This is a genomic window from Algibacter sp., assembly GCF_049667265.1.
Lineage (GTDB): Bacteria > Bacteroidota > Bacteroidia > Flavobacteriales > Flavobacteriaceae > Algibacter_B.
This window is the reverse complement of the sequence record NZ_JBATHX010000067.1, coordinates 1-7,281: the sequence shown is the minus strand read 5'-3', so window position 1 is coordinate 7,281 and position 7,281 is coordinate 1. Positions and strand designations below refer to the sequence as shown.

Annotated in this window: 6 protein-coding genes and 1 pseudogene; all 7 read left to right on the top strand. The window is 31.8% G+C overall.

The window, feature by feature from the left end:
• Positions 1 to 155: 155 nt before the first annotated feature.
• Positions 156 to 1,304 carry a glycosyltransferase gene (locus tag WBN21_RS02635; RefSeq protein ID WP_424197750.1) on the top strand — a complete coding sequence of 383 codons (1,149 nt, stop codon included), beginning with the start codon at positions 156 to 158 and terminating at the stop codon, positions 1,302 to 1,304.
• 72 nt (positions 1,305 to 1,376) lie between these two features.
• Entirely contained in the window at positions 1,377 to 2,531 is a 1,155-nt protein-coding gene (locus WBN21_RS02630) for a cytidylyltransferase domain-containing protein (RefSeq protein ID WP_424197749.1), read from the top strand.
• A gap of 18 nt (positions 2,532 to 2,549) precedes the next feature.
• Entirely contained in the window at positions 2,550 to 3,425 is an 876-nt protein-coding gene (locus WBN21_RS02625; RefSeq protein ID WP_424197748.1) for an N-acetylneuraminate synthase family protein, read from the top strand.
• Position 3,426: 1 nt separating this feature from the next.
• On the top strand, positions 3,427 to 4,248 hold the full coding sequence (locus WBN21_RS02620; protein ID WP_424197747.1) for a polysaccharide pyruvyl transferase family protein: 822 nt from the start codon (positions 3,427 to 3,429) through the stop codon (positions 4,246 to 4,248).
• A 7-nt stretch (positions 4,249 to 4,255) separates the two neighbouring features.
• Positions 4,256 to 5,650 (top strand): CDP-glycerol glycerophosphotransferase family protein, encoded by a 1,395-nt coding sequence (locus tag WBN21_RS02615; protein WP_424197746.1) that lies wholly within the window; start codon positions 4,256 to 4,258, stop codon positions 5,648 to 5,650.
• Complete coding sequence (locus WBN21_RS02610) at positions 5,647 to 6,795, top strand: glycosyltransferase family 4 protein (RefSeq protein WP_424197745.1); 1,149 nt, start codon at positions 5,647 to 5,649, stop codon at positions 6,793 to 6,795. The genes WBN21_RS02615 and WBN21_RS02610 overlap by 4 nt, the downstream gene beginning before the upstream one ends.
• Positions 6,792 to 7,281, top strand: a pseudogene (locus WBN21_RS02605) (hypothetical protein); the annotation flags it as partial. The gene WBN21_RS02610 and the pseudogene WBN21_RS02605, both read left to right, overlap by 4 nt.

The following is a 7,281-nucleotide window of genomic DNA, read 5'->3' as shown; positions in this document are numbered from 1 at the left end:
AAATAAAAAAGTTAGAACGTTTTCAGATATGGAAACTATAAATGGGATGCTTTTGGAAACCATCATCACGAATTTTAGAAATGCACCCTATAAATATGCTTTTAATACCCAATCAGAAACGATATCCCTAATCATTAAATTATAACTTCAAACCCATGAAAATACTAATGGTGTCCATGAATTCTATCCATTTTCAAAGGTGGACAGAGCAATTAAAAGATACTGAGCATGAGGTCTATTGGTTTAATGTGCGTGATGGCGGCTATTCTGAAAAATTATCGTGGGTTCATCAAATTGTAGGGTGGAAGCAAAAGTTTCCAAATTTGAAAGGCCGTTCATTCATCAAAAAATATGCTGCTTGGCTTTATAATAAATTAAGTTTTTTAATTGAAAATAATACGGCTAAAGCTTTTGAAAAAACGCTATTGGAGGTTAAACCAGATGTGGTTCATAGTTTTGTGCTGTATATTTCATGTTCACCAATTTTAAAGGTGATGCAAAAATATCCAAATGTAAAATGGATTTATTCATCTTGGGGAAGTGATTTGTATTATTTTCAGCATAAACCAGCGTATTTAAAAAATATTAAAAACGTTTTACCTCGCGTAAATTATATGTTTTCAGATTGTAAACGCGATGTTAAATTGGCAAAAAAATACGGTTTCAAGGGTGAATTATTGGGTGTTTTTCCAGGAGGAGGCGGGTATTCAATATCCGAATATGATAAATTTATTTTACCCGTAAATCAACGCAAAACGATTCTAATAAAAGGCTATCAAGGCCGGTCTGGTAGAGCTATTTCATTGCTTAAAGCTATTAATGATTTAAATGAAAAGTTAAGAGAATTTCCAATCGTTATTTTTGGAATAGATAAAGAAGTTGAGAATTTTATCAACCAAAACCATCTAAAAAGTAAATTAGATTTAAAAACGTTTTCAAAGGCTGAATTTTTACCTCACATGGAAATCATTAAGCTTATGGGTGAAGCCTTAATTTACATTGGTAACAGTAATTCTGATGGCATGCCCAACACATTACTTGAAGCCATAATTATGGGAGCATTTCCAATACAATCAAATCCTGGTGGTGCAACAGCTGAAATTATTCAGCATAATAAAAACGGTTTGTTAATTGAAAACTGTGAGGATGTGGAATCAATTAAAGCGTTAATTACAGAGGCTATTACCAATAAAAACATGGTAAATAATGCTTTTGATTTTAATCAAATTGAAGTCAAACCAAAATTAAATAGACCTGTAATTACCGAAAAGGTTATTTCAAAATATAACACAATTATTAATTGAAGTAGTTAAATTTACGGTTTTGAAAAACAAACTGTATTTTAGCATAATCACTTAAAAAATAACATCAGTTAAATGAAAAAAATTGGCTTTATTCCACTAAGAAAAGGATCAAAAGGTATTCCTAATAAAAACAAACGAAAAATGGTTGGAAGGCCATTATTTACTTGGGTTTTAGGTGAAGCCATTTTTTCTGACCTAGATGAGGTTATTGTGTATACCGATGATGAAGCCATTATTGATTTTATTGAAAAGGAATATCATTGGACCAATAAAGTTAAAGCAATAACCCGCAGTAAATCAAGTGCAACGGATACTGCATTAACTGAAACGGCTATGATCGAATATAGTGAGTCAATTGATTATAATTTTGATGTATTTTGTTTGTTACAAGCCACATCACCTTTTACCAAAAAAGAAGATATTAACGCTTGTTTATCTGAATTAAATAATGGTTTTGATTCTGCTTTAACGGTTGTAAATACCCATCGTTTTTTATGGGATAAAAATGGGAAACCTTTAAATTATAATCCGTTAAAAAGACCTAGACGTCAAGATTTTGAAGGTCTGTTAATTGAAAATGGAGCTGTTTATGCCGTAACGAAACACGCATTACAATCGCATAAAAATAGAATAGGCGATAAAACAGCCGTTATTACGATGCCAGAAGATTCATTTTTGGAAATTGATAGCGAATCTGATTGGATAGCCGTTGAAAGTTTACTCATTGAAAGACAGAAACGAGCTAAGAAATCTAAAAAAATCACACATATTGTTTTAGATGTTGATGGCGTTTTTACCGATGGCACTATAACTTATACAAAAGACGGTGAGCACACCAAAAGTTTTGATATGCGAGATGGTATGGGGCTTGAAATTTTAAGACAGTTTGATGTTAGTATTATGATTATGACTTCAGAAAACTCGCAATTAGTAGCTAAACGCATGGAGAAATTAAAATTAGAACATGTGTTTTTAGGAGTAAAAGATAAATATAATTTACTTAAAAGTATTGTTGATAAAGAAGGCATATCGTTAAGCAATGTCGCTTATGTTGGTGATGATGTGAACGACCTTACAAATATTTGTAGCGTGGGCTGGTCGTTAGCACCAAATAATGCTACTGATATTGTGAAATTGCATGCCGACGTTGTGCTCTCAAAAAACTCAGGAGCAGGTGCCATTCGTGAAGCTTGTGAATTTGTAATGAATTATAATAAAAGATTTTAATAAGCCCTAAATTAATTTATGAACACGTATAAAAAACCATACATTATTGCAGAAATTGGTTGCAATCATAAAGGCGATATGGAAATTGCAAAGGAGCTAATTAAAGTAGCTAAAATATTTTGCAATGTGGATGCTGTAAAATTTCAAAAGCGTAATAATAGAGAACTTTTAACCGAAGATCAATATAATCAGCCGCATCCAAATCCTATTAATTCTTATGGTGAAACCTATGGCGCGCATAGAGAATATCTTGAGTTTGACGTCAATCAGCACCAAGAATTAAAATCCTATTGTGAAGAAATTGGTATTACCTATTCAACTTCTGTTTGGGATGTCACTTCAGCAAAAGAAATAGCATCACTTAATCCAGACTTTATTAAAATTCCGTCAGCTTGTAATAATAATGTCGACATGTTGGCTTGGTTGTGTGATAATTATAAAGGCGAAATACATATTTCAACAGGAATGACTACCAAATCTGAAATTGAAGATTTAGTCAACTTTTTCAAAAAGAAAAATAGAAATAAAGATTTAGTACTTTATAATTGTACTTCTGGATATCCGGTTCCGTTTGAAGATGTTTGCCTTTTAGATATTAATATTCTTAATGAGCAATATGGAGATGCCGTGAAACACATTGGTTTTTCTGGTCATCATTTAGGAATAGCTGTTGATGTTGCTGCTTTTACTTTAGGAGCCAACATTATAGAGCGTCATTACACGATTGATAGAACCTGGAAAGGAACAGATCATGCAGCATCATTAGAACCTATGGGATTACGTAAATTATCAAGAGATGTAAATGCCGTTTATAACGCTTTACGCTTCAAAAATCAAGATATTTTACCTATTGAACAGGTTCAGCGCGATAAATTGAAAAACAAAAAAGGATAACATGTTTTCATCCAATAAAATCAGGTTGTTTTGGTGGAATGAAATAAAGATGCAAGGGAAGGCCAAAGAAAATTACGGCGACCTATTGGGTAAATATTTGGTTGAGAAAATATCCAAAAAAAAAGTTGTTTGGAGTAAGCCATCCACATTTTCATTCTACGATTTCTTTAGCCCAATTTATGTGACCATTGGTAGTATTTTATCAAATGTAAACCATAAATGCATTGTTTGGGGTAGTGGAATAGTTTCTATAGAATACCCTATTGAAAAAGCAAAATTTTTAGCAGTTAGAGGTCCTCAAACAAGAAAACACTTGTTGAATCAGGGTTACAACGTGCCCGAAATTTACGGCGATCCTGCTTTATTGCTCCCAAAATATTATCACCCCAAAGTAGAAAAAGAATATGCCATTGGTATTATTCCACACTATAGCGATTTTAAAAAAGTGAAAGATTTTTATAAAAATGAAGATGGTATTTTATTGATTGATTTAATGACAAATAATGTTGAAGCCACCACAAATGAATTCTTAAAATGCGAAAAAATTGTTTCTTCATCATTACACGGCGTCATTGTGGCGCATGCTTATGGAATTCCTGCTGTTTGGCAAAAGTTTTCAGATAATGTTTTTGGCGATGATATCAAATATCAAGACTATTTTGAATCCGTACAAATACCAAATTATAAATCGAAAAGTGTGGATGTGAAAATGAATATGGATGCATTGCAAGACCTATTCAAACGTTATGTTTATCTTCCTAAAAATGGTGATATCGATAATTTATGTGAAGGTTTAATGAGCGTTTGTCCGTTTAAAAGTTAATTTAAAAATGAGTAAAAAAGTATTTGTTTTTTTTCCTGATGGTGTTGGTTTAAGAAATTTTGCCTTTACAGATTTTAAAAATATTGGCGAGAATATGGGTTTTGATATCACCTATTGGAATAATACTATTTTTTCACTTAAAGATAATCTAGGCTTTAAAGAAGTAAAGATAGAAGACCATTCAGCACATCCCTTGTTATCAATATATTCAAGAGCTAGAAAACGAGCTGAATTAAACGTTTCAAGAGATAAATTTAATGATAGTGTTTATCCAACTTATAAATTCCCTTTCAATTACAAAGGTCTAAAGAATACTTTTAAAAGTTTATATATCAAAGTGCTCATTGGATTATATTCTTCTGAAAAAGGTGTTGTAAAACTTCGAGCAAAAATTAACCAATTGGAGCGTTCAACAACCAAATACACCTATTGCAAAGCACAGCTAGAAGCGCATAAACCAGATATGGTGTTTTGTACTACGCAGCGCTCAACGCAATCTATAAGTGCTTTATTAGCAGCGAAAGATTTAGGAATTCCAACCGTTGCATTTGTGTATTCTTGGGATAACGTGCCGAAGGCTATGCAAGTAGTTGAAACCGATTATTATTTTGTTTGGAGCGATTTGATGAAGCAGGAAGTGTTACAATATTATCCTTTTGTAAGTGAAAATCAAGTGTTTGTAACTGGAACACCGCAGTTTGAACCTCATTATGATACCTCATTAAAGGAATCAAGAGAAATTTTTTTTAAAGCGTACGGTTTGGATGTGAATAAAAAATACATCTGTTATTCTGGCGACGATGAAACAACCTCTCCATTAGATCAATATTATTTAGAAGATTTAGCCAACGCTGTCAGGAGCTTAAATGAAAAAGGGGAAAATTTAGGCATTATTTACAGAAAATGTCCTGTTGATTTTACACCAAGGTATGATGCCGTAATTGAAGCCAATAAAGATATTATTGAAGTTCTTGACCCCATTTGGAAACAGGTAGGAAGCCAATGGAACCAAGTTTTACCAACGCCAGAAGACTTTAAAAACCTTTATAATGTTTGCGAACACAGTGAGTTTGTTACTAATGTGTGCTCATCAACAGTATTTGATTTTGTAGCGCATGATAAGCCATGTATATATTATAATTATGAACAGCCTCAGTTAAAAAAAGGCATTCGAGATATTGGTCAGAATTATAAATATGTGCACTTTAGAAGCATGCCAACTCAGGAAGCAGCAGTATTTTGTACAGATAAAAATGATTTGGAAGGATTGATAAAGCAAATTTTAGATGGAAAATTATCAAATGTAGAAACATGTAAAAAATGGTATGAAATTGTTGTTGGTAAAACACCAACTGAAGCTTCGAAAACTATTTGGAATACCATAGATTCAATTTTAAAATGAAGGTAGGTTTTATAACATCTGAATATCCACACCCACAGGTTAAATTTGCTGCAGGAATAGCTACAAGCATAAAAAACTTGGCGGTGGCATTAGTTAAAAAAGAAGTTGATGTTACGGTGTTTGTTTATCATCAAAATGAAACAGTTGTCGTTCACGACCAAGGTGTAGAAATTCACCTTATAAAAAGAGAAAAATACAGTTTGTTTACTTGGTATTTTTATAGAAAGCATATTCAAAAATATGTCAATAAAATAGTGAATGAAAAAGGAATTAACATTCTAGAAGCACCAGATTGGACGGGTATTACGGCTTTTATGAAGTTTAAGGTCCCCTTGGTAATTCGCTTTCATGGTAGCGATGCCTATTTCTGTAAACTAGAAGGAAGAAAGCAAAAATTTAAAAACTTTATGTTTGAAAAATTAGCTTTAAAAAGAGCTTCAAGGTATGCGACACCAACAACTTATGCCGGAATAGAAACTCAAAAAATTTTTAGTTTAAATAAAACGAAAATTAAAACGATTTATAATGGATTACAATTAGAGCATTTTGAAAACCCAAGCCCAAATATTTATGATAGAAACGTTATCTTATATATCGGCACAATCATAAGAAAAAAGGGTGTTTTAGAATTGGCTCAGATTTTTAATAAAATTAATAAAGAAAATCCTGAGGCAAAATTAATCTTAATTGGTGGTGATTCGTTTGATATTAAAACAGGAGAAGCCTCAACTTATAAATTAATGACTCAAATTTTTTCTTCGGAAGCGATAAAACAAGTTGATTATTTAGGGAAAATCCCCTATGAAGATGTGAGAGCCCAAATTAAAAAAGCCCATGTTTGTGCGTATCCATCGTTTGCTGAAACTTTAGGTATGGTAACTATCGAATCTATGGCCATGCAAAAACCGGTTGTAAACACAAGTATTGGTTGGGCCCAAGAGTTGATAGATAATGGTATTAATGGCTATTTAGTACACCCATCAAAAATTGATGACTATGCCAATCAAATTCTTAAATTATTAAATGATGAAGCATTATGTAGTCAAATTGGGAAGGAAGCTAGAGTGAAAGTAGAATCGCTTTTTGATATCAATAAAATTGCAGATATTAATATTCAATATTATAAATCTATTCTAAAGAAATGATTCTTCTGCTACATAAGGATGAAAAGGTTACAAAAATTACTGATATAGAATCAAATCAGTTGATAGATCTTCATGTTGATAACCCCATAATGTCATTATTTAAATTAGCAAACGAATACCCGAATAGAATTTTAGTTTGGTGTCATGAATCACTTCAATCTAATATAAATTTTGAAGTGATAAAAAGTGCTTTTAAACTTAAAAATACGATGCTTTCATTTTCTGATGGTCAATATCTTTCCGAACAAATTGGCTATGTTGAAGATTCACCATTTCTTAAAGTAAATAAAGAAATAAAATACCCTACATGGCTGGTTAGTAGTTTTGTAGGAGCTATTTTATCCTCTCAATTATTGAAATTTGAAAATCAACTAAATACAAATGAAAGTTTCGATTTTGCTTTAAACTCAATTTCAAAATTAGGTTTAACAAATGGGTTGTTTTGTTACTCAGAACCTAAATTATTAAACCATTTTGATGGGATAA

What these genes read in the sequence shown, in the direction of transcription:
- WBN21_RS02615 (WP_424197746.1), top strand. Translation starts at nt 4,256, where the DNA reads ATGAGTAAAAAAGTATTTGTTTTTTTTCCTGATGGTGTTGGTTTAAGA.
- WBN21_RS02610 (WP_424197745.1), top strand. Translation starts at nt 5,647, where the DNA reads ATGAAGGTAGGTTTTATAACATCTGAATATCCACACCCACAGGTTAAA.
- WBN21_RS02625 (WP_424197748.1), top strand. Translation starts at nt 2,550, where the DNA reads ATGAACACGTATAAAAAACCATACATTATTGCAGAAATTGGTTGCAAT.
- WBN21_RS02630 (WP_424197749.1), top strand. Translation starts at nt 1,377, where the DNA reads ATGAAAAAAATTGGCTTTATTCCACTAAGAAAAGGATCAAAAGGTATT.
- WBN21_RS02620 (WP_424197747.1), top strand. Translation starts at nt 3,427, where the DNA reads ATGTTTTCATCCAATAAAATCAGGTTGTTTTGGTGGAATGAAATAAAG.
- WBN21_RS02635 (WP_424197750.1), top strand. Translation starts at nt 156, where the DNA reads ATGAAAATACTAATGGTGTCCATGAATTCTATCCATTTTCAAAGGTGG.